The 20446-nt window shown below is 70.9% G+C and carries 22 protein-coding genes; 12 read left to right on the top strand and 10 right to left on the bottom strand.

All coding sequences use genetic code 11. The features are described 5' to 3' along the window. The first annotated feature begins 147 nt into the window (after positions 1–147). From RF645_RS09355 to ribH, 10 genes are all read left to right on the top strand, one after another. Positions 148–990 (top strand): cytochrome, encoded by an 843-nt coding sequence (locus RF645_RS09355; protein WP_259903029.1) that lies wholly within the window; start codon positions 148–150, stop codon positions 988–990. Positions 991–1066: 76 nt separating this feature from the next. Next, positions 1067–1615 (top strand): peptide deformylase, encoded by a 549-nt coding sequence (def, locus tag RF645_RS09350; protein ID WP_061712282.1) that lies wholly within the window; start codon positions 1067–1069, stop codon positions 1613–1615. 9 nt (positions 1616–1624) lie between these two features. Further along, positions 1625–2563 (top strand): methionyl-tRNA formyltransferase, encoded by a 939-nt coding sequence (gene fmt / locus RF645_RS09345; protein ID WP_137803159.1) that lies wholly within the window; start codon positions 1625–1627, stop codon positions 2561–2563. Further along, positions 2560–4248, top strand: coding sequence for an RsmB/NOP family class I SAM-dependent RNA methyltransferase (locus RF645_RS09340; RefSeq protein WP_249933900.1), 1689 nt, complete (start codon positions 2560–2562; stop codon positions 4246–4248). Before fmt ends, RF645_RS09340 begins: the two co-directional genes overlap by 4 nt. 36 nt (positions 4249–4284) lie before the next feature. After that, a complete protein-coding gene (gene rpe, locus RF645_RS09335; protein WP_137803161.1) occupies positions 4285–4950 on the top strand; it encodes a ribulose-phosphate 3-epimerase in 666 nt (221 codons plus the stop codon). A gap of 421 nt (positions 4951–5371) precedes the next feature. Beyond that, complete coding sequence (gene pnuC, locus RF645_RS09330; protein ID WP_137803162.1) at positions 5372–6115, top strand: nicotinamide riboside transporter PnuC; 744 nt, start codon at positions 5372–5374, stop codon at positions 6113–6115. Then, the gene (gene ribD, locus RF645_RS09325; protein WP_259903027.1) at positions 6112–7206 is read left to right on the top strand and encodes a bifunctional diaminohydroxyphosphoribosylaminopyrimidine deaminase/5-amino-6-(5-phosphoribosylamino)uracil reductase RibD; all 1095 of its coding nucleotides are present in this window, start codon (positions 6112–6114) and stop codon (positions 7204–7206) included. Before pnuC ends, ribD begins: the two co-directional genes overlap by 4 nt. 127 nt (positions 7207–7333) lie before the next feature. Continuing rightward, a complete protein-coding gene (gene ribB, locus RF645_RS09320) occupies positions 7334–8827 on the top strand; it encodes a 3,4-dihydroxy-2-butanone-4-phosphate synthase (protein ID WP_259903026.1) in 1494 nt (497 codons plus the stop codon). Beyond that, the gene (locus RF645_RS09315; protein ID WP_259903025.1) at positions 8824–9483 is read left to right on the top strand and encodes a GTP cyclohydrolase II; all 660 of its coding nucleotides are present in this window, start codon (positions 8824–8826) and stop codon (positions 9481–9483) included. Before ribB ends, RF645_RS09315 begins: the two co-directional genes overlap by 4 nt. Positions 9484–9561: 78 nt before the next feature. After that, positions 9562–10041 (top strand): 6,7-dimethyl-8-ribityllumazine synthase, encoded by a 480-nt coding sequence (ribH, locus tag RF645_RS09310; protein ID WP_137803166.1) that lies wholly within the window; start codon positions 9562–9564, stop codon positions 10039–10041. 165 nt (positions 10042–10206) lie between these two features. On the opposite strand, the gene RF645_RS09305 is transcribed toward ribH, so the two are convergent. From RF645_RS09305 to RF645_RS09285, 5 genes are all read right to left on the bottom strand, one after another. Continuing rightward, positions 10207–10743, bottom strand: a complete 537-nt coding sequence (locus RF645_RS09305; RefSeq protein WP_259903024.1) for a GNAT family N-acetyltransferase — start codon at positions 10741–10743, stop codon at positions 10207–10209. 299 nt (positions 10744–11042) lie between these two features. Beyond that, a complete protein-coding gene (locus tag RF645_RS09300; protein WP_204781836.1) occupies positions 11043–12740 on the bottom strand; it encodes a cytochrome bc complex cytochrome b subunit in 1698 nt (565 codons plus the stop codon). Continuing rightward, on the bottom strand, positions 12740–13750 hold the full coding sequence (locus RF645_RS09295) for a ubiquinol-cytochrome c reductase iron-sulfur subunit (protein WP_235044788.1): 1011 nt from the start codon (positions 13748–13750) through the stop codon (positions 12740–12742). The genes RF645_RS09300 and RF645_RS09295 overlap by 1 nt, the downstream gene beginning before the upstream one ends. A gap of 168 nt (positions 13751–13918) precedes the next feature. Continuing rightward, positions 13919–14707: a c-type cytochrome gene (locus tag RF645_RS09290; RefSeq protein ID WP_006215859.1), complete on the bottom strand. Its 789-nt coding sequence runs from the start codon at positions 14705–14707 to the stop codon at positions 13919–13921. 67 nt (positions 14708–14774) lie between these two features. After that, complete coding sequence (locus RF645_RS09285; RefSeq protein WP_024290355.1) at positions 14775–15410, bottom strand: heme-copper oxidase subunit III; 636 nt, start codon at positions 15408–15410, stop codon at positions 14775–14777. 154 nt (positions 15411–15564) lie between these two features. Here RF645_RS09285 and trpD point away from each other — a divergent pair, with 154 nt between their 5' ends. Then, positions 15565–16632, top strand: coding sequence for an anthranilate phosphoribosyltransferase (trpD, locus tag RF645_RS09280; protein ID WP_368818960.1), 1068 nt, complete (start codon positions 15565–15567; stop codon positions 16630–16632). 44 nt (positions 16633–16676) lie between these two features. Here the strand turns inward: trpD and RF645_RS09275 are convergent, their stop codons facing one another. Beyond that, positions 16677–16955: an Lrp/AsnC family transcriptional regulator gene (locus RF645_RS09275; protein ID WP_006215862.1), complete on the bottom strand. Its 279-nt coding sequence runs from the start codon at positions 16953–16955 to the stop codon at positions 16677–16679. Between the two features lie 102 nt (positions 16956–17057). Beyond that, positions 17058–17465, bottom strand: a complete 408-nt coding sequence (locus RF645_RS09270) for a DUF3054 domain-containing protein (protein ID WP_081749255.1) — start codon at positions 17463–17465, stop codon at positions 17058–17060. A gap of 156 nt (positions 17466–17621) precedes the next feature. On the opposite strand from RF645_RS09270, the gene tpx reads away from it, so the two are divergent. Continuing rightward, on the top strand, positions 17622–18116 hold the full coding sequence (tpx, locus tag RF645_RS09265; RefSeq protein WP_006215864.1) for a thiol peroxidase: 495 nt from the start codon (positions 17622–17624) through the stop codon (positions 18114–18116). 80 nt (positions 18117–18196) lie between these two features. On the opposite strand, the gene RF645_RS09260 is transcribed toward tpx, so the two are convergent. The 3 genes from RF645_RS09260 to RF645_RS09250 all read right to left on the bottom strand — a co-directional run bounded on the left by RF645_RS09260 (position 18197) and on the right by RF645_RS09250 (position 20431). Next, a complete protein-coding gene (locus RF645_RS09260) occupies positions 18197–19744 on the bottom strand; it encodes an MFS transporter (RefSeq protein ID WP_368818959.1) in 1548 nt (515 codons plus the stop codon). A gap of 43 nt (positions 19745–19787) precedes the next feature. Continuing rightward, complete coding sequence (gene arfB / locus RF645_RS09255; protein WP_058872237.1) at positions 19788–20231, bottom strand: alternative ribosome rescue aminoacyl-tRNA hydrolase ArfB; 444 nt, start codon at positions 20229–20231, stop codon at positions 19788–19790. An 83-nt stretch (positions 20232–20314) separates the two neighbouring features. Continuing rightward, positions 20315–20431, bottom strand: a complete 117-nt coding sequence (locus RF645_RS09250; protein ID WP_368819021.1) for a hypothetical protein — start codon at positions 20429–20431, stop codon at positions 20315–20317. Positions 20432–20446 lie beyond the last annotated feature (15 nt).

Below are 20446 nucleotides of genomic sequence, written 5' to 3'. Positions count from 1 at the left end.
GGAAGATCGACCAGAAGGCCCCGTCCGGTTCCACCGGCCGGGGCCTTCTGCATGAAGACCGTCGTCCTGCCTCCTCGAGGTCGCCGTGCTCCCGGATCCGCGGGGGGGACAGCCCACCCATGAGGACGCCCAGGAGGGAGCCTCCGCATGACCCAGCCGCGACTGGCGCGCCAGACCGAGCACGGGCGGATGTACGCCCGCTCGGAGTCCGGGCACCCCGAGGTCCCCTCGATCACCACTGTGCTCAGCTGCGCGGCCCTGGACCTGGGCGGCTGGCACGGCTGGTCGGCCGCACAGGCTGTGATCACCGACGATCGTCTCCCGCAGTCCATCGGCTCCGCGCCCAAGCTGCGCCAGATCGCCCGCGACGCCGCCGGAGCCGCCGAACGCCACCGCGACGAAGCGGCCCTGCGCGGAGACCGGGTCCACGACTACGCCGAGCAGACCGCTCTGCGCGCCATGGGTCTGGAGTCCCGGGTCGAGGAGGCGCGGGAGGTCCTGGCCTCGCACGGCGAGCGCGCCTACGCGGATCGCTTCGACGAGTGGTGGCAGCTCTACCGCCCGGAGCCGCTGGCCGCCGAGATCACGGTCTGGAACGCCACGGTCGGCTACGCCGGGACGCTGGATCTGGTCGCGCGCATCGGCGGCAAGGTCTGCCTGATCGACTACAAGACCAAGGGCACCGACCGCTCCGGCCGGGTCAAGCCCATGGATGCCAAGGTCGTGACCCAGCTCGTGGCGGGTCTGAAGGCCGAGGAGCAGCTGCTCGACGCTCAGGCCGGCACCTGGGAGCCCTGGAAGTTCGGTGCGGCCGACCTGCTGCTCGGCGTGGCCGTGGGGGAGACCGAGGTCTCCGCCCAGCAGGCCGCACCCGAGGTCCTCGAGGCGCACTGGCACAAGTTCTGCTCGCTGCGCCGGCTGTGGGCCCATCAGACCAAGCTGGATCGGGGCCCGTCGCAGCTGCGCCCCGTCCCGCCGCCGCCGGCCTGAGCCGGCGTACGTCGTCCGCGGGCCGCGGCCGCCCAGCAAGCACCCCACCCTCTCGTCCCATTTGGAGGAGCCTCCGATGTCCGTCCGTCCGATCCGCACGATCGGGGATCCGATCCTGCGCTCCGCCGCCGACCCGGTCAGGCGCTTCGACGATGATCTGCGCACCCTGGTGGCCGACATGTTCGAGACCATGCGCGATGTGGAGGGAGTGGGCCTGGCCGCCCCGCAGATCGGCGTGGGCCTGCAGATCTTCGTCTACGAGATCGGCGAGGACTCCGGGGTCTTCATCAACCCGAGGATCGAGCTGGGGGATGAGATGCAGGAGGGCGGCGAGGGCTGCCTGTCCGTGCCGGGGCTGGGCTTCGACACCCCGCGCCGGCAGCGGGCGCGCGTGAGCGGGCTCGACGAGCACGGCCAGGAGCACGAGGCCGAGGCCACGGGCCTGCTGGCGCGCTGCTTCCAGCACGAGCACGATCACCTGCAGGGCACCCTGTACGTCAACCGCCTGGAGGGCGAGGCCCGCCGCGAGGCATGGCGGCGGATCCGCGCCGAGGACTACGCCCGCACCGTCGCCGAGGTCCGCCAGGAGCGCGCCGGCACCCTGGGCTCGAGCTTCGGAGGCTGAGGAGGCACCGTGAGAATCATCTACGCAGGAACGCCCGAACCCGCAGTGGCGCCGCTCGAGCACCTGGCTGCTGCCGAGGGGATCGAGATCGCAGCGGTGCTCACCCGCACCGACGCCCCCGTGGGACGCAAGAAGGTGCTGACCCCGTCGCCGGTGGCCGCAGCCGCCGAGCGGCTCGGTCTGCCCGTGCTGAAGGCCAATCGGGTCGACGACGAGGTCGTCGAGCAGCTGCGTGCCACCGGCGCGCAGGCCGGGGCCATCGTGGCCTACGGCGCGCTGCTCAAGCGCCCGGCGCTGGAGGCCCTGCCGCTGGGCTGGGTCAACCTCCACTTCTCCCTGCTGCCGCGCTGGCGCGGAGCCGCACCAGTGCAGCACTCGCTCCTCCACGGCGACGCCGAGCTCGGCGCCTCCGCCTTCCTGCTCGACGAGGGCATGGACACAGGACCGCTGCTGGGCACCGCGCGCACGCAGCTGCACGACGACGACGTGGCCGGCTCGCTGCTCGAGCGAATGTCGCACGAGACCGCACCGCTGCTGCTGGAGGCCCTGCAGCGCCTGGAGCGCGGCGAGCAGCCCGTCCCGCAGCAGGGGGAGGCAACCATGGCGCCCAAGCTGTCCACCGCGGACAGTCGCATCGACTGGCAGCATCCGGCAGCAGAGATCGCGCGCCTGGTGCGCGGCACCACCCCCGAGCCGGGACCGTGGACCGAGCTCGACGGTCAGCGCTTCAAGATCGTGGCCGGTGTGCGCGAGGCCCCCGAGCACACCGATCTGGCCCCGGGACAGGTGCAGCTGCGCGACGGCCGCGTCCTGACCGGCACCGGAACCCACGCCGTCGAGCTGCTGCGCGTGCAGCCGGCGGGCAAGCAGGCCATGGATGCCGGCGACTGGGCCCGCGGCCGGCTCGGCCGCGCCGACGACGAGACCACGAGGACGGTGTTCGCATGAGCCCGGCGGATGAGTCAGGACAGCGCGGCTCGGGCCGCGGAGGAGCGTCGCGCGGCGGAGCCGGCCAGGGCGGGCGCCGTGGCGGCGGGCCCGGTGCCGGCCGCGGTGCCGGAGGTCGTGCAGGCGGCGGCTCGGGCGGTCGGCAGCGCGGCGAGGACCGCCGCGACCAGGCCGGACGCCAGCGCCATCGCCGTTCGATGGATCAGCGCTCGTACTCGGCCTCTGCGCCGTCGCAGCGCTCCCGTCAGGCCGACCCGGCGCGCCTGGCGGCCTACCGGACCCTGCGCGAGGTCTCCGAGAACGACGCCTACGGCAACCTGGTGCTTCCGCAGCAGATCCGGGAGCAGCGCCTGGACCGTCGCGACGCCGGCTTCGCGACCGAGCTCGCCTACGGGGCGCTGCGGCATCAGGGCACGTGGGATGCGATCCTGCAGCGCTGCGTGGACCGGCCCCTCGAGCAGCTCGACGCCCCGGTGGTCGACGTCCTGCGCCTGGGCGTGCACCAGCTGCTGGCCATGCGCGTGCCGGATCACGCGGCGATCGATCAGACGGTCGGGCTGACCCGCGCCGAGATCGGCGCGGGTCCGTCGGGCCTGGTCAACGCGGTGCTGCGGAAGGTCGCGGCAGCCCCGCTGGAGCAGTGGATCGCCGAGCTGAACGAGGGCTCGACTGCCTGGCAGCGCCTGGCCACCGCCCACGCGCATCCCGAGTGGATCGTGCGCGCCATGAGCCAGGCGCTGAGCGCCCACGGGCGCAGCCCGGAGGAGATCGAGGCTCTGCTCGAGGCGGATAACGAGCCGCCCTCCGTCCAGCTAGTGGCGCTTCCGGGACTGGGACACATCCAGGAGGAGCTCGACGACGGCGCCGAGCCCGGTCCGCTGACCCCGGACTCCGCGATCAGCGGCGGCGGCGATCTCCACCGGCGCGCCGGAGTGCGCACCGGCGGGATCCGCGTCCAGGACTCGGGCTCCCAGCTCGTGGCCCGCACCCTCGTCGCGGCACGACCCGTGGAGGAGGGGGAGCACTGGCTCGACCTGTGCGCCGGCCCCGGCGGCAAGGCCGCTCTGCTGGCCGCACTGGCCCAGCAGAACGGGGCCACCCTGCTGGCCAACGAGGTCTCCGAGCACCGCGCCCGTCTGGTCGACGATGCCCTGGCCGTGCTGCCCGAGGAGGCCTGGCAGATCCGCTGGGGCGACGGCCGCGACATCGCCTCGGTGCTGGAGCAGCCCGATCACTACGTGGCCGCCAAGGGCTTCGACCGCATCCTCGTCGACGCCCCCTGCACCGGTCTGGGCGCGCTGCGTCGCCGTCCGGAAGCGCGCTGGCGCCGTCGTCCCTCGGACCTGGCCGATCTGACCCAGCTGCAGGCTCAGCTGCTGCCGGCCGCAGCCGAGGCCCTGCGCCCCGGCGGGCTGCTGCTCTACGCGACCTGCTCTCCGCATGCGGCCGAGACGGTCGTGGCCGTCGACGACCTGCTGCGCGCCCGTCCAGATCTGCGTCTGATCGACGCCGCCGAGCCGGCGCGCGCTGCGGCTCTTCCCGGTGCCCTCGAGGGCCGGGCGGATCCGTCGAACCCACATGCCGCAGGGGACTCCGTGGCCGCGGGGGCTCGGACCGTGCAGCTGTGGCCCCACGTGCATGGAACCGATGCCATGTTCATGGCCCTGTTCACCAAGACCTCCTAAGGTCGTCTGCAGATCCCGATGCCCTCTGGAGGAACCATGTCCCGCTGCTGCATCCACCCGTCCGTGCTCTCGGCGGATTTCGCCAACCTGGACGCCGAGCTGCAGCGGATCTCCACGGCGGACGCCGCGCATATCGACGTCATGGACAACCGCTTCGTGCCGAACCTGACCCTGGGTCTTCCGGTGGTCGAGCGGCTGCAGGCGGTCTCCCCGGTGCCGCTGGACATCCACCTGATGATCGAGGACGCCGACCGCTGGGCTCCCGGCTACGCGGAGGCGGGCTGCGCGTCGGTGACTTTCCACGCCGAGGCCGCTCGCGCCCCCATCCGCCTGGCCCGCGAGCTGCGGGGTGCCGGCTCCAAGGCAGGTCTGGCGCTGCGCCCGGCCACCCCGGTGGAGCCCTACCTGGACATGCTCACCGAGATCGACATGCTCCTGGTGATGACCGTGGAGCCGGGCTTCGGCGGGCAGAGCTTCCTGGATGTGACCCTGCCCAAGATCCGCCGCGCCGCGCAGGCCATCCGCGCCGGCGGCGGGGAAGTGGCCCTGCAGGTCGACGGAGGCGTCTCCCTGGAGACGATCGAGCGCGCCGCCGAGGCCGGGGCGGATGTCTTCGTGGCCGGCTCCGCCGTGTACGGCAAGGACGACCCGCAGGCCGCGATCGCTGCTCTGCGCCAGGCCGCCCGCTCCGCCCAGGGCTGACGCGTCCGCGGACCCGGGCCGCCGCGTGCCATAATCAGGTCCACGACACGACGTGCTCCGAGATCGGTGGAATTCCGAGCCGGCGGTGACAGCCCGCTAACCGGTGGCCGTCGTCGTCGCCGAGAACGCACGGCGCCCTCAAGGGGCCCCGGGCCCTCGACGACGACACGGCCCTGGCCTGACTGGTGAGATTCCAGTGCCGACAGAACAGTCTGGAAGGGAGGAGCACGGTCGATCGCGTCTGAGCCCTCGCGGCCCGCGCACGCCGAAGTCGGCGTGCCGTGCGCCCATGGGCTGAGTCGTCATCGGCCTCACGTCCTCCCGTCCGCCTCCCGGACATCCGTGCCGCGCCGATCCCGCAGGATCGGCCCCGCAGCGGACCGGGACCCCGGCCCGCCAGACCGGCCCGGGAGGCACCACGGTGGAGATCTTCGAGCAGCTGTTCAACGCGCAGCTGCGCATCGGCGACGGCTTCCTGCTGTGGCGGGAGGTCATCGGCAACGTCTTCGGGCTGCTCTCGGCCCTGGGCGGGATGCGCCGGAAGGTCTGGGCCTGGCCCATCGGCATCGTGGGCAATCTGCTGCTGCTCACCGTCTTCCTGGGCGCCGTCTTCGGATCGCCGAACCCCGTGAACCTGCTGGGGCAGGCAGGCCGCCAGGTCATGTTCATCATCGTGGCCGTCTACGGCTGGGTGCAGTGGCGCCGGGCTCGCACCGGCGACGGCGTGGCCGTCTCCCCGGGCTGGGCCTCCGGACGCGAGCGGATCCTGCTCGTGTCCGTGCTCGTGCTGGGCACCGTGGCGCTCACGCCGCTGTTCCGCGCTCTGGGGTCCTATGAGCCCGTGTGGGCCGACGCCTGGATCTTCGTGGGCTCCGTGGTGGCGACCTGGGGCATGGCTCGCGGATGGACCGAGTTCTGGCTCGTGTGGGTGGCCGTGGACGTCGTGGGCGTGCCCCTGCTCGTCTCGGCCGGCTACTACGCCTCGGCGTTCATGTACGTGTTCTACGGCTGCTTCACACTTCTCGGGTTCTTCATCTGGTGGCGGGTCCAGCGTCGCGAGGGATCCGCCCCTGACGGGACGGAATCCTCCGGGGTCGAGATCGAGACCGCCTTCCCCGACGTCACCGTGCGGCTGAGCTCCGCCGACGACGAGGCCCGCCGATGACCGTCGAGCCGTCGTTCACCGAGGCCGAGACCGCCGCCATGCAGCGGGCGCTCGAGGCCGCGCTGGAGGGCCCCCGCGGCGCCAATCCGCTCGTGGGCGCGGCGCTGCTGGATGCGCAGGGACGGATCCTGCACGTGGGGCGGCATCTGGGTGCGGGCACCCCGCACGCCGAGGCCGACGTCCTGACCCAGGCCCGCGCGGCGGGAACCGACCTGCTCGACACCACGATCGTGGTGACGCTCGAGCCCTGCGACCACACCGGACGCACGGGTCCGTGCAGCCAGGCCATCCTGGAAGCCGGGATCCCGCGGGCGATCTTCGCCGTCGAGGACACCCAGGCCGGTGCCGGGGGAGCCAGGCGCCTCCGCGCCGCCGGTGTCCAGGTACGCAGCGGGCTGCTGGCCGAGCAGTCCCGGGCGCTGAACTGCCGGTGGGATCGAGCCGGTCGAGAGAATCGTCCGTTCGTGACGGCCAAGATCGCCCAGTCGCTCGACGGGCGCATCGCCGCCGCCGACGGCACCAGCCAGTGGATCACCGGGGCCGAGGCCCGGCGGCACGGCCATGGCCTGCGAGCCCGCGCGGACGCGATCGCGGTCGGCACCGGCACCGCCCTGGCCGACGACCCGCGCCTGAGCGCCCGACGGGACGACGGCACCCCGGCCGACTCGCAGCCGCTGCGCGTGGTGATCGGGCACCGCGAGATCCCGGCCCGTGCGGCCGTGCGCGGCGAGGACGGCCGCTTCCTCCAGCTGCGCACTCACGACCCTCTCGAGGCGCTGCGCGAGCTGCGCGCCCGCGGTGTCGGACACCTGCTCCTGGAGGGCGGGGCCGGGCTGATCAGCGCATTCCTGGACGCCGATGCCGTCGATGAGCTGCTCGTCTACCAGGCTCCGCTCATTCTGGGCGGCGGTCGACCCTCGGTGGAGCTGCCCGGGCGCACGAGTCTCACCCACGCGCTGGGCTTCGCCCCGGATCCGGCGGGTGGCGGGCCGATCACGAGGCTGGGCACCGACCTGCTGTGGCAGCTGCAGCCGCTCGGGCCGCACGGAGAGGCAGCGGAGCCCCCGTCTGAGAACAGCGGCGGTGGCTGACGGCACCAGCGGCACTCCGCGCCGATCGTCGGCAGCCGACGGCACCAGCACCACCGCAGCAGCCGGGAAGAGCGACAGCGACCCCGGATCAGATGCGCCCCGGCAGGGGCAGAGAAGGAAGAGGCAGATGTTCACCGGAATCGTCGCCGAACGCGGCAGGATCGTGCAGATCGAGCCCGTGGGCACCGGGCGACCGCCCAGCCCGGAGGGCCTCAGCGAGGAAGCAGTCACCGCCGAGCAGACCGCCCAGGGCACCGGCTCGGTGCGCCTGCACCTGGAGGCCGGCTCAGTGCTCGAGGATCTGCCCCTGGGCGGCTCGCTGGCCGTGGACGGCGTGTGCCTCACCGCCACGCCGCTGTCGGCTGCGGACGCTGCGGCGACGGCCGTCGCCGCGGGTGTCGACGCCGACGCGCCCACCGGTTCGGAAGCAGCCGGGACCAATGCCCCAGGGACGCTCGGCACCGCGGACGCCGCACCCCGGCGCCGCTTCGTGGCCGATGTCATGGGCGAGACCCTGCGCCGCACCACCCTGGGCGGTCTGCGAGAGGGCAGCGCGGTGAACCTGGAGCGCTGCACCCCGGCCGACGGCCGCCTGGACGGGCACGTGGTCCAGGGCCATGTGGATGCCGTCGGCACGATCCTGGAGCGCACCGACCACGGCACATGGGAGACGCTGCGCATCGGCGTTCCGGTGGAGATCGCCGAGCTGCTCGCGGAGAAGGGCGCCATCGCCGTGGACGGCGTTTCGCTGACGGTCACCGCCGTGAGCCCCGGGCCGCTCAGCACCGGCCGCGCCGCAGAGCTGGATCAGCACTGGTTCGAGATCGGGCTCATCCCGGCCACCCTGGCGGCCACCGGCCTGGGCGAGAAGCGCCGCGGGGACAGAGTGAACCTCGAGACGGATGTCATGGCCAAGTACGCCGCACGGCTGTCGTCGTTCCGCTCGGTCCCGGCGCCGTGGTCCGATCCGGCCCTCGAACCCCAGACCCCGGATCAGACCCCGATCCCGCTGGACACGGTCGAAGAGGCGGTGCGCCAGGTCCGCGAAGGCGGGGCCGTCGTGGTGGTCGATGACGAGGACCGCGAGAACGAGGGCGATCTGATCTTCGCCGCCGTGCACGCCAAGCCCGAGCTCGTGGGCTTCACCGTGCGGTGGTCCTCGGGCGTGCTGTGCGTCCCGCTGACCGGTGAGCGCGCCGATGAGCTCGGCCTGCCGCCCATGACCGCGGTCAACGAGGACGCGAAGGGCACCGCCTACACCGTGACCTGCGATGCCCGCGAGGTCGCCAGCACCGGCATCAGCGCCGAGGACCGCGCGCTGACCGCCCGCGTGCTGGCCTCCCCGGCCTCGACCGCCGGCGACCTGACCCGCCCGGGGCACGTGCTGCCGCTGCGGGCGGCCAGCGGCGGGGTCCTCGAGCGCCGCGGGCACACCGAGGCGGCCGTCGATCTGTGCGCCCTGGCCGGGCTCCCGCAGGCCGGGGTGATCGCCGAGATCGTCCACGACGACGGCTCCATGCAGCGGCTTCCCGATCTGCGGGCCTTCGCCAGCCGCCACGGGCTGCCCCTGATCAGCATCGAGGACCTGGCCCAGCACCTGCGCGCCGGGCAGACGGCATGACTGGGGCCGCCGAGCAGGCAGGGCCCCCGCCCCGGCCGGTGCTCGCGGCCTCCGAGGCCGTGAGCATCCCCATGGTCGAGGGCCGCTTCAGCGTGCGGGCCTGGCAGATCCCCGATGCCGACGGCACCACCGTCGGTGAGCACCTGAGCCTGACGGCTTCCGGGCAGAGGGAGGACATATCGGAGACGGCCCCGCTGGTCCGGCTGCATTCCGAGTGCCTGACCGGCGACGTCTTCGGCTCCTACCGCTGCGACTGCGGGCCCCAGCTGCACCTGGGCCTGAAGCGGATCGCCGCCGAGGGCGGCACGCTCGTCTACCTGCGCCGTCATGAGGGCCGGGGGATCGGCCTGGTGAACAAGCTGCGCGCGTACCAGCTGCAGGACGGGGGAGCCGACACCGTCGAGGCCAATGAGCTGCTGGGCCTGCCGGCCGAGGCCCGCGACTGGGGTGCTGCCGCCACGATCCTGCACGAGCTGGGCCTGCAGCGGATCCGCCTGCTGAGCAACAACCCCCTCAAGGCCGAGCAGCTGGCAGGCCTGGGCATCGAGGTGACCGACATGGTCCACCACGAGGTCGCCGCCCGCCCCGAGAACCACGACTACCTGGCCACCAAGCGCGACCGCATGGAGCACAGGCTCCTGCACGTCGACGACTGAACGACTGACGGCACCGAATCCACCACACAGGACCATGACGGCCCCGGCAGCGGAGCCGTCGAAGGAGAGGACGAGATCATGAGCGGACACGGAGCACCCACCCTGGCGGCATCCGATCTGGAGGGATCGCAGCTGAGGGTCGCCGTGGTGGCCTCGCGCTGGCACGAGCAGATCATGGACGGGCTGCTCGACGGCGCCCAGCGGGCCCTGGCCGAGGCAGGCGTGCAGGACCCCGCGATCGTGCGGGTGGCCGGGTCCTTCGAGCTGCCGGTCGCCGCTCGGCGCCTGGCCGAGGGCTTCGACGCAGTGATCGCCCTGGGAATCGTGATCCGCGGCGGCACACCGCACTTCGACTACGTCTGCCAGGCCGCGACCATGGGCCTCACCGACGTCTCGACGGCCACGGGGGTGCCGATCGGCTTCGGCGTGCTGACCACCGATGACGAGCAGCAGGGGCTGGACCGAGCGGGTCTCGAGGGCTCGAGTGAGGACAAGGGCTACGACGCGGCCGTCGCCGCAGTCGATGCCGCCCTCACGCTGCGCGGGCTGGGCCTCTGAGCCGGAAGCGCCGTCACCCTCGACGGCGGAGGCCTCCGCGTCAGCGACCGAAACAGGGTGAGGACACCGGCCGAGAGCCGGCAGAGTGCGGCCAAGACCAGGGGCCCGGTCACGGCGATCGCCGTGGCCGGGCCCCTGGTCTGCGAGACGTGAGCCGATCGAAGATCAGATCTCGTCCTCCTCCACGGCCTCCTGCCAGCGGCTGAAGCCCAGGGTCAGGTAGAGCGCGAGAGCGGGGGAGTTGTCCTCCGGGATCCGCAGGCTCAGCCGCTCGTGGCCGGCCTCCGCCAGTGCGGCGGCACTGCTGCGCACGAGCTGCTCGGCCAGACCCTGCCGGCGGTGCGAGGCGTGGGTGAACAGCTCGAAGAGGTAGGGATCCTCCGGGACGCCTCCTCCCGTGCGCTGCTCGACCACCAGGGCGGCGGCCACGATGTCGTCGTCCTCGTCGGCGACTACGGGCGATGCCTCGGGCAGGAGGCGACCGAACTCGCCGTCGAAGAGCTTGGTGAGGATCTCCCGGGCCTCCTCCGGCGAGGTGACATTGGAGTCATCCGGAGTCGAGGACGCCTGATAGGCGGCCGCATAGAGCTCGGCCAGCGCGGGGATGTCTTCAGAGGATGCCGGGCGGGTGTTGAGCAGGCTCTTGCCAGAGCGTGCGACGAGGTCTGCAGTGCGTCCCACGAGGACGATCTTCCCAGTCATCGGTGTCTCCAGATCTTCAGTGCGGTGTGCGGACCGTCGGCCCCGCCTGCCCTAGGGCCTGCGGGGTGCCGGTGCGGCAGTGCGGCTCGGGCAGGAGCGGCCTCTGACGACTCGACGGGACGGGGTCGGGCGGGGGAACCCGGTTGGTTACCGGTCTGGGTCTCAGGGTACCGAACACCCCGGCGGCTGTCGTGAGCACCGACACCGTCCGGTGGCAATACGGTCGTGGATCCCACCTCGACGACAGAGGCCCCCGACTCCGCGGGGGAGTCGGGGGCCTCTGCAGCAGGGACAGCCGATCAGCTGCCGATCTCGCGATCCGAGGTGTTGTGCCCGGCATCGAGGGAGCCCAGGTCCTCCTGGTGCTCGTGATGCGCGGCCTCGAGCTCGGCCGGGGTCACCGGCGCCACGCGATCCTCGTAGAAGAAGCGCGTCAGGCGCGAGCGCAGCTTCTCGGGGCCGGAGATCCGGCCCTTGGCGTTGCGGCGCGGTGCCTGCGGGGTGGGAGCCTCGAAGCTGACCAAGCGGTACTGGGCGTAGGGGCTCAGCGGCTCGTGGACCTCGACGAACTCGCCGTGCGGCAGCTGCTGCACGCGGCCGGTCTCGCGGCCGTGCAGGGCGATCTCGCGATCCTTGCGCTGCAGCGACAGGCAGATCCGCTTGACGATCAGGAACGTGATGATCGGGCCGACGATCCACAGCGTGCGCAGGGCGTAGATGACGTCGTTGAGCGAGAGGTGGAAGTGCGTGGCGATGAGGTCGCCGGTGGCCGCCACCATCATCACGGAGTAGAACACGACCGCAGCTGCACCCAGGCCCGTGCGGGTGGGGGCGTTGCGCGGGCGGTCCAGCACGTGGTGCTCGCGGGAATCGCCGGAGATCCAGCGCTCCAGGAACGGGTAGGCGAAGATCGCACCGATCAGCGCGCCCATGATCATCAGCGGGATGAACACGGCCAGCGGGATCGTCACCAGGCCGAACAGGTTCCACTCCCAGTTCCAGGGCCAGGTGCCCGGGAACAGGCGCAGGGCGCCGTCGCCGAAGAGGATGTACCAGTCCGGCTGCGTGCCTGCCTGCACGGGGGAGGGATCGTACGGGCCGTAGTTCCACAGCGCGTTGATCTGGACCATCCCGGCCAGGGCCGAGAGGAAGCCGAGCACGATGAAGAAGAAGCCGCCGGCCTTGGCCGCGTAGACGGGGCCGACCGGGAAGCCGACCACGTTGTCCTCGGTGCGACCGGGGCCCGGGTACTGGGTGTGCTTGTGGGTCACGACCATGAACAGGTGCACCACGATCAGGCCCAGGATCACGCCCGGGATCAGGAAGACGTGGAGGATGTACAGGCGGGGGATCACCACGTGGCCGGGGAACTCTCCGCCGAAGAGCATCATGGAGATGTAGGTGCCCACCACAGGGATGGACTTGGCCATGCCGTCGGCGATGCGCAGGCCGTTGCCGGAGAGCACGTCATCCGGCAGGGAGTAGCCGGTGAAGCCGGCCGCCATGGCCATGACGAACAGCAGCGCGCCGACGACCCAGTTGAGCTCGCGCGGGCGGCGGAACGCGCCGGTGAAGAACACGCGCATCATGTGCACGCAGATCGCCACCACGAACAGCAGCGCCGACCAGTGGTGCAGCTGGCGCAGGAACAGTCCGCCGGTGATGTCGAACGAGATGTGCAGGGACGAGGCGTAGGCCCCGGACATCTCCACGCCCTGCATGGGGACGTAGGAGCCGGTGTACTCCTGGGAGACCATCGTGGGGTCGAACCACAGGGCCAGGAAGGTTCCCGAGACCAGCAGGATGATGAACGAGTAGAGCGCGACCTCGCCGAACATGAAGGACCAGTGGTCCGGGAAGATCTTGCGTCCGAACTCCTTGACCAGCGGGGAGAGGCCCACGCGGGTGTCGGCGTAGTTCGCGATGAAGCCGACGGCGGTGTCCGGCCGGTAGTCGTCCTGCTGCGGACGGCGCGTGTCTGTGGTCTGTGCGGACATCAGGCGTTCTCCGTCTCGTCCTCAAGCTGGTTGCGGTGCATGATGCGCTGCGAGTAGGCCGGGCCCACGGGCTCGTGGAAGTCGCTGCGCGCCACCAGGTAGCCCTCCGAGTCGACCGTGATGGGCAGCTGCGGCAGCGGGTGGGACGCCGGGCCGAAGATGACCTCGCACTCGTTGGTGAGATCGAACGTCGACTGGTGGCAGGGGCACAGCAGGTGGTGCGTGTGCTGCTCGTAGAGAGCCACCGGGCAGCCGACGTGGGTGCAGACCTTGGAGTAGGCGAAGATGCCGTCCACGTTCCAGTCGGTGCGCTCCTCCGAGACGTTGACCTCCGAGGGGTCCAGGCGCATGACCAGCACGACCGCCTTGGCCTTCTCATTGAGGTAGCCCTCGTCGTGGCCCAGGCCGAGGATGTTCTCCGGCAGCACGTGGTAGGTGGAGCCCAGGGTGATGTCCGAGGCCTTGATCGGCGTGCCCGAGGGGTCGCGGACCAGGCGGACGCCCTCGTCCCACAGGGTGTGCTTCATGGTCTGCAGGTTCCAGGGACCGAGGTCCTTGAGCAGGCCGACGAAGGGCAGGGGAGCCAGGACCATGGCGCCGATGAGGCTGTTGCGGATGAGCGGGCGGCGCTTGATGCCGGACTCGTCGACGATCGTGTCCATGATCTCGGCGGCCTCGGCGCGCTGGGCCTCGGTGCGGATCTCGTGGCGGGACTCGACCATCTCGTGATCGGGCATGAGCGTCTTGGCCCAGTGCACGATGCCCACGCCGATGCCGAGCATGCCCAGGGCGATGCCGGCGCCGAGCAGCAGGTTCTGCAGGCGCAGCTGGGAGGTCGGCTCGGGGTTCATGACGTCGTACATGTCGCCCTCGACGCGGATGCCGAAGTAGCCCACGAAGAACAGGATCGATCCGAGGATCGAGATCACGAACAGGAGCACGACCTGGCGCTCGGCGCGCTTGGCGGCCTGCGGATCGACGTCCGTGGTCCGGGGCGAGTGCGGGGGCATGCCCGGGTTCTCGAAGCGCTGCGGCGCGGCGCTGCGATCGAGCACGTTGCCCTTCTTGCCCTCGGGGAGCTCATCACGATGGCTGGCCATGTGGTCCCTCAAACTTTCTTGAAACGTGGTGCAGGGCCCGGTGATCGGAGGACCGCCGGGGCACGGCGAGCGGATGGATCAGGCGGACCTGGTGGTGAGCCAGACGGTGAAGCCGATGATGATCATCAGACCGATGGTCCAGATGAACAGGCCCTCGGAGACCGGGCCGAGCGAGCCGAGGCCGAAGCCGCCGGGGTCGGTGTTGGTCTCGACCGTCTTCAGGTACGTGATGACGTCGCGCTTCTCCTCGGGGGTGATGTTCGCGTCGTTGAACACGGGCATGTTCTGCGGGCCGGTCTGCATGGCCTCGTAGATGTGGTTCTCCTCGACGCCCATGAGCGACGGGGCGAACTTGCCGCGGGTCAGTGCGCCGCCGGCGCCGGCGGCGTTGTGGCACATGGCGCAGTTGGCCAGGAAGACCTTGGAGCCATTGGCGGCGTCGCCCTCGGAGACGTCCAGGTACTCGTCCTCGGGGACGGCAGGACCGGCGCCGAGCGAAGCGACGTAGGCGGCCAGCTGGCTGGTCTGCTCCTCGTTGAACTGCTGCGGCTTCTTCTGGGCCTGCGGGCCCTGCATCTGCATGGGCATGCGGCCGGTGCCGACCTGGAAGTCCACGGCGGCAGCGCCCACGCCGATCAGCGACGGGCCGGCGTCCGTGCCCTGGGCGTCCAGGCCGTGGCAGGTGGAGCAGTTGGCGAGGAAGAGGGACTCGCCCTGCTCGACGTCCTCGGCCGTGTACTCGTCCGCGGCCTGGGCCTGGTTCGAGGTGGTGGCGACTGCGTAGAGACCACCGGTGAGCAGCAGGGCGCTCAGGAGCAGCGCCAGGATGGCGAGCGGATGGCGACGCTTCTGTGAGAGAGCCTTCACGTCAGGAGTCCTCGATTCGGTGTGGTGCTGAGCTGGCGGTGACGCCGGTGGGCGCGGTGGACCGGAGTCACTGCAGGAAGTAGACGATCGCGAACAGGGCGATCCAGACGACGTCCACGAAATGCCAGTAGTAGGAGACGACGATCGCCGACGTGGCCTCGTAGTGACCGAAGCGCTTGGCCAGGAAGGCGCGCCCGATGATCACCAGGAAGGCCACGAGGCCGCCGGTCACGTGGATGGCGTGGAAGCCGGTCGTGAGGTAGAACGCCGAGCCGTAGGCCGAGGACGCGATGCCGAGGCCGTGCGACCAGAGGGTGGCGTACTCGAAGACCTGCACGGAGACGAAGAACGCGCCCATGAGGAACGTGAGGATGAACCACTCGACCATGCCCCACTTGGCGACGGAGAACAGGCCGCCGGTGCGTCGGGGCTGGAGGCGCTCGGCCGCGAAGACGCCGAACTGGCAGGTCACGGAGGACAGCACCAGCACGATGGTGTTCACGGTGGCCAGGGGGATGTTGAGCAGCGAGGCGCCCTCATCCCAGACCTCGGGAACCGTGGCGCGCAGCGTGAAGTACATCGCGAACAGGCCGGCGAAGAACATGACTTCGGAGGCCAGCCACACGATGGTCCCCACTGCGGTGAGGTTCGGGCGGTTGATGACCGGGGCGGGTCGCGCTGGGGCATGGGTTGCAGTCGTCACGATCGACATTATGTCGCCAAACGGTCCTGCGAACCAACTGAGACACCCCGGTGAGAACCATGGGATTCCGTTCCCTTCCGGGAATGTATGAGCTGGGCAGGACCCTGCCTCGGGGCGGGCTGTGCCGGCTGGGACCCGGGGATAGAGTCGCACCGTGACTTCGAACAGCGAGATCCCCACGCACCCCTCGGCGCCGCTGGACTGGCCCGAGCTCACCACCTCCCTGATCCAGGGCCGCGATCTCAGTGCGGAGCAGGCATGGTCGGCCATGGACGCGGTCATGCGCGGCGACGTCCAGGACATCGCCCTGGCCGGGTTCCTGGTCGCGCTGCGGGCCAAGGGGGAGAGCGTCGACGAGCTCAAGGGGCTGGCCGACGCGATGGTCTCCCACGCCCGCCCGCTCGATGTGCCCGGCCCGGCCGTGGACATCGTGGGCACGGGCGGGGATCGCCTGCGCTCCGTGAACATCTCCACCATGTCCGCGCTCGTGGCCGCCGGCGCCGGCGCCCGGGTGGTCAAGCACGGCAACCGCGCCTCGTCGTCCAAATCCGGCTCGGCGGACTGCCTCGAGGCTCTCGGCGTGCAGCTGGACATGCCCGTGTCCATGGTGGAGTCCTGCGCTCGGGAGGTCGGGATCACCTTCTGCTTCGCCCAGACCTTCCACCCCTCCATGCGCTTCGCCGCCAGCGCCCGCAAGGCGCTGGGCGTGGCCACGGCCTTCAACTTCCTGGGCCCGATCTCCAACCCGGCGCTCGTGGAGGCCTCCGCGATCGGCGTGGCCGACCGCGCGCTGGCGCCCGTGATGGCGGGCGTGTTCCGGGATCGCGGCCACCGCGCCCTGGTCTTCCGCGGCGGCGACGGGCTCGACGAGCTGACCATCACCGAGTCCTCGGAGGTCTGGGAGGTCCGCGACGGCGAGATCACCGAGCACGTGCTCGAGCCCCAGGACTTCGGGATGCCGCGCGGCACGGTCGAGGACCTGCGCGGTCAGGACGCCGAGTACAACGCGGCAGTCGCCCGCCGGATCCTCTCCGGGGAGACCGGCCACGTCCGCAACACGGTCCTGCTCAATGCGGCCTCCGCCCTGATGGCGCTCGACGAGGCTCCGGACGGCTCCTTCCAGGAGCGCATGGCCGCGGCGATCGAGCGCGCCGCGCAGTCCCTGGACACCGGTGCGGCCCAGCGGGTGCTGGATCGCTGGATCGCGCACTCGCGGAGCTGAGCCCAGAGCTGCCCAAGAACCAGCACAGCAGCGCCGGTGCGGCATCAGTCCATGCCCAGGGAGAAGGCCTCCTCGAGGTCGTGGCTGCTGTAGGTGCGGAAGGCGATCTGGGTGACCGTCTCCTGGATGCCCCGGACCTTGGAGAGCCGATCGGCGATGACGTCCGAGAGCTCCTCGTGGCGACGCACGCGCACCAGGGCGATGAGGTCCCACTCGCCGGTGACCGAGTAGACCTCGGAGACGCCGCGCAGATCCGAGACCTCCTGGGCGATCTCGGGGATCCGCTGCGGATCGGTGCTGATCATGACGATGGCGGTGAACATGCTGCCTCCTGGCGAACGTGGGGCTCGGGCCCGCGAAGGGCCTGGAAGACTCGTGGTCTCCACTGTATCCGCGGGCCCATGCCGGCTCGTGGGTGGAGCGCTTCAGCGGCGCACGCGCACCACGACGGACGCGATCAGGCGCCAGCCCAGCAGGAAGACCAGCAGCACCGAGGCCGTCACGAGCAGGAACGACACCGGGGCGCCGTCGCCTGCGGCCACGCGCAGCAGGGCGCCGACCACGACCGTCAGAGCCCAGATGATCAGCCCGGAGACCAGCTCGCGGCCAGGGCGGCGCAGGAAGGCCACGGCCAGCCAGCCGACGCCGAGCCCCACCAGGAACGGCCATGCCGCATCGAAGAACAGCCAGGCGCTGCCGTCGTGCGAGGACTTGCCGATCGCGCCGAAGAGGCAGACGAGGATCGCATCGAGGACGACCCAGAGGATCACGAAGGGCTGGATGCGCTTGGCCGGCTCGCGACTGACTTCGACTTCAGGTACAGGTCCAGTCATTTTCTCTCTACTTTCACGTTCATGTTGACTCTCCGTGGCCGCTCGTCGGATCTTGTGAACGACCCGATCAGGGTGCTTCCATCATCCCCCATCGGCTCGTCCTCGGCATGAGCGACCCCGTGACCCGAGACCGGTTCGGCGGCTAAGGTCGTCCTCATGGAAACCGCATTCAAGGCAGAACTCGTCCACACCGTCGGAGAGCTCCCGCAGGTCGCTCAGTCCGCTCCGGACTTCGAGCTCGTGAGCTCCGAGCTGGCTCCGGTCCGCACCGCGGACTTCAGCGGGCGTCGGCTCGTGCTCAACATCTTTCCGAGCGTCGACACCGGGACCTGCGCGGCCTCGGTCCGCCGCTTCAACGAGCTCGCCGTGGGCTTCGAGGGCACCGATGTCCTGTGCGTGTCCAAGGACCTCCCGTTCGCCCAGGCCCGCTTCTGCGGAGCCGAGGGCATCGAGAACGTCTCCGTGGCCTCGGCCTTCCGCTCGAGCTTCGGCGAGGACTACGGCGTGACCATGGTCGACGGCCCCCTGGCCGGTCTGCTGGCGCGCAGCATCGTGGTGCTCGATGCCGAGTCCAACGTCATCTACACCCAGCTCGTCCCGGAGATCGCTGATGAGCCGGACTACGACGCCGTGATCAACCTGCTGTCCTGATCACAGCCGCCCCGCACGATGAGGGGCCGGCAGCCGCGACAGCGGCTGCCGGCCCCTCTGTCATTCCGACCTGCCCGACTTCAGCGCACGTCCCGGCGCGTCGAGCCTCCGATGCGCCCGCCATCCGGATCGGTGAGGGCGTCGGCGACCGCGACGATCAGCGCGATCACGACGATGCCTCCGATGATCAGGTAGGCGGCGTCTGCGGCGCGGTCCGCGCCCTGGGGCAGCAGGAAGAAGTAGATGCCGGTGACGCCCGCCGAGCCCACGGCCGTGCCGATGCGCTGACCGGTCTGCATGATGGCCGAGGCGGTGCCGCCCTCGGCCACGGGGACCTCGCGCAGCGTGAGCGTCTGGTTGGGGCTGGTGACCATGCCTGCGCCGAAGCCGATGGGCGACATGACCGCGCCGAGCAGCCACAGGGGCACATCTCCCGCGACGATGTGCGGAGTGGTCAACAGGGTGCCGATGATGCCCGTGAGGACCACGACCAGGCCGATCACGACCGTCCAGCGTCCGATCCGGGTGACCAGCCGCCCGCCGAGCTGCGCCGACAGTGCCGTGAGCACCGCGCCGGGCAGACCCAGGAGGCTGGCGACCAGGGCGGATTGGCCCAGGCCCTGCTGGACCAGCTGAGCCTGGATCACCCAGATGGTGGTGCCGCCGGTGAAGTAGATCCCGATCATCAGGGTCCCCAGCGAGTAGCTGCGGATGCGGAACAGGCGCAAATCGACCATGGGGGCCTTGCCGCGGGCCTGATAGCGCCGCTCCCACACGACCCACGCAGCAGTGAGGATCAGTCCGACGGGCAGCAGCGCCCAGGCCGCTGTGTACTGCTCGGCCAGCATGAACGGCAGCATGACGGTCAGCACGGCCACCGCCAGCATGACGGCGCCGATCGGGTCCAGGTCGTGCGAGCGCCGCTGGGTCGTGGTGCGGCTGGGTCCGAGGTCGAGCCACCGGGTGGACAGCGCCAGGATGATCAGGCCCAGCGGCACGTTGATGCCGATCGTGGAGCGCCAGCCGAGTCCCGGGGGCAGCATGCCGATCAGAAGCCCGCCCATGACGGGCCCGATCGCCACGGCCACGCCCACGATCCCGCCGAAGTAGCCGAAGGCCCGGGCTCGCTCGCTGCCCCGGTAGTGCTGCTGGATCAGCCCGGAGACCTGGGGATTGATCAGGCCGGAGCCGATCCCCATGAACACGCGCGAGAGGTTGAGCATCAGCGGGGTCGGAGACAGGGCCGCCGCGAGCGAGGCGATGGTGAACAGGGCCATGCCCGCCACGAACAGCCGCTCCCGGCCGAACAGGTCCCCGGCTCGTCCGGCGGCGACCAGCACGACTCCGAAGGACAGGGCGTATCCGGAGAGCACCCACTGCAGGTCGCTCGAGCTGGCTCCCAGATCGCGCTGGATGGACGGCAGCGCCACGTTGATGATGCTGACGGCCACCAGCGCCATGAACAGCGAGGCCAGCAGCACGGCCAGGATGCGGCCGCGGCGGGGATCGGGCACGAACTCGGAGTCGTCGTCCGGGGCCCGCGGCGGGGGCGCCGAGCCCTCCGCGTAGACGTCTCCGGTGAAGGGGTGAGGGTCGTGGGATCCACGGCGGTCGTCGGATTCGGGCATTCAGCGGATTCTACTCCGGGGAGCCGACTCCTGCGGTGGGCGCTCAGCCGTCCCAGCCCGGACGGCCGCGATCGGCCTTGATCCGTCCGCGGTGCTTCTTGGCCTGGAGCCGCCGGCGCTGGGAGCCCCGCGTGGGCTTGGTCGGTCGACGCGGGACCGGTGGAGCCATGGCCCCGCGCAGCAGCTCGGCCATCCGCTCGCGGGCGGCCTTGCGGTTGCGGAACTGCGAGCGGTGCTCGGCGGCCTCGATGATCAGCTCGGTGCCGGCCAGCCGCGGCTCGAGGGCAGACAGCGCGCGGCGGCGCTGGTCGTCGCTGAGCGCCGAGCACGAGCCGAGGTCAAGGCGCAGCTGCACCCGAGAGTCGGTCGTGTTCACGGACTGCCCGCCGGGTCCCGAGGAGCGCACGAACTGCTCGTGCAGCTCGGCGGCGGGGATGACGAGACCCCGCGGGAGGCCGGGGCCCGTGCGGATCCTCAGATCCTCCATGGGGTCACCGTCCTCTCCGCGGGGTCTCATGACGCCGCAGGCGGTGCGGCGTCAGGGCCGCTTCAGATGCTTCAGCCGGCCGATCAGTTCTCGTAACGGTAGAGGAAGGCGGCCATGGCGTCGCGGTGGGTCTGGTCCAGGGGTCGGAAGGTGCCGTCGTTCCAGCCGGTCGTGATGCCCTGGGCGCTCATCCAGTGGATCTCCTTGTAGAAGGC

The organism is Kocuria sp. CPCC 205260, assembly GCF_040981045.1.
In the GTDB taxonomy this organism is placed as follows: domain Bacteria; phylum Actinomycetota; class Actinomycetes; order Actinomycetales; family Micrococcaceae; genus Kocuria; species Kocuria palustris.
Note: the sequence above shows the minus strand (reverse complement) of the source record. Positions and strands in the feature narration are given on the sequence as shown.